Source organism: Vreelandella aquamarina, from assembly GCF_020075495.1.
Lineage (GTDB): Bacteria > Pseudomonadota > Gammaproteobacteria > Pseudomonadales > Halomonadaceae > Vreelandella > Vreelandella aquamarina_A.
The window spans coordinates 1-1,383 of the sequence record NZ_JABYQT010000025.1 but is presented as its reverse complement, the minus strand read 5'-3'; the positions used below and the strand labels follow the sequence as shown (position 1 = coordinate 1,383).

Here is a 1,383-nt window from a genome sequence, read left to right as displayed (position 1 = left end):
CGGCTCTCGCTATCGGATGAGCCTATGTCGGATTAGCTGGTTGGTGAGGTAACGGCTCACCAAGGCGACGATCCGTAGCTGGTCTGAGAGGATGATCAGCCACATCGGGACTGAGACACGGCCCGAACTCCTACGGGAGGCAGCAGTGGGGAATATTGGACAATGGGGGCAACCCTGATCCAGCCATGCCGCGTGTGTGAAGAAGGCCTTAGGGTTGTAAAGCACTTTCAGCGAGGAAGAACGCCTGGCGGTTAATACCCGCCAGGAAAGACATCACTCGCAGAAGAAGCACCGGCTAACTCCGTGCCAGCAGCCGCGGTAATACGGAGGGTGCAAGCGTTAATCGGAATTACTGGGCGTAAAGCGCGCGTAGGTGGCTTGATAAGCCGGTTGTGAAAGCCCCGGGCTCAACCTGGGAACGGCATCCGGAACTGTCAGGCTAGAGTGCAGGAGAGGAAGGTAGAATTCCCGGTGTAGCGGTGAAATGCGTAGAGATCGGGAGGAATACCAGTGGCGAAGGCGGCCTTCTGGACTGACACTGACACTGAGGTGCGAAAGCGTGGGTAGCAAACAGGATTAGATACCCTGGTAGTCCACGCCGTAAACGATGTCGACCAGCCGTTGGGTGCCTAGCGCACTTTGTGGCGAAGTTAACGCGATAAGTCGACCGCCTGGGGAGTACGGCCGCAAGGTTAAAACTCAAATGAATTGACGGGGGCCCGCACAAGCGGTGGAGCATGTGGTTTAATTCGATGCAACGCGAAGAACCTTACCTACCCTTGACATCCTGCGAACTTGGTAGAGATACCTTGGTGCCTTCGGGAACGCAGAGACAGGTGCTGCATGGCTGTCGTCAGCTCGTGTTGTGAAATGTTGGGTTAAGTCCCGTAACGAGCGCAACCCTTGTCCTTATTTGCCAGCACGTAATGGTGGGAACTCTAAGGAGACTGCCGGTGACAAACCGGAGGAAGGTGGGGACGACGTCAAGTCATCATGGCCCTTACGGGTAGGGCTACACACGTGCTACAATGGCCGGTACAAAGGGTTGCCAACTCGCGAGAGTGAGCCAATCCCGAAAAGCCGGTCTCAGTCCGGATCGGAGTCTGCAACTCGACTCCGTGAAGTCGGAATCGCTAGTAATCGTGGATCAGAATGCCACGGTGAATACGTTCCCGGGCCTTGTACACACCGCCCGTCACACCATGGGAGTGGACTGCACCAGAAGTGGTTAGCCTAACGCAAGAGGGCGATCACCACGGTGTGGTTCATGACTGGGGTGAAGTCGTAACAAGGTAGCCGTAGGGGAACCTGCGGCTGGATCACCTCCTTAAACGATGCGTCATCCTCGCGGCAAGCGCTCACAATGAATTACCTGATCAAGTG

1 rRNA gene is annotated in these 1,383 nt (G+C 56.0%); it reads left to right on the top strand.

The window, feature by feature from the left end:
- Positions 1-1,330 (top strand): 16S ribosomal RNA (locus tag HW452_RS17280); the annotation flags it as partial.
- Between the last annotated feature and the right edge of the window lie 53 nt (positions 1,331-1,383).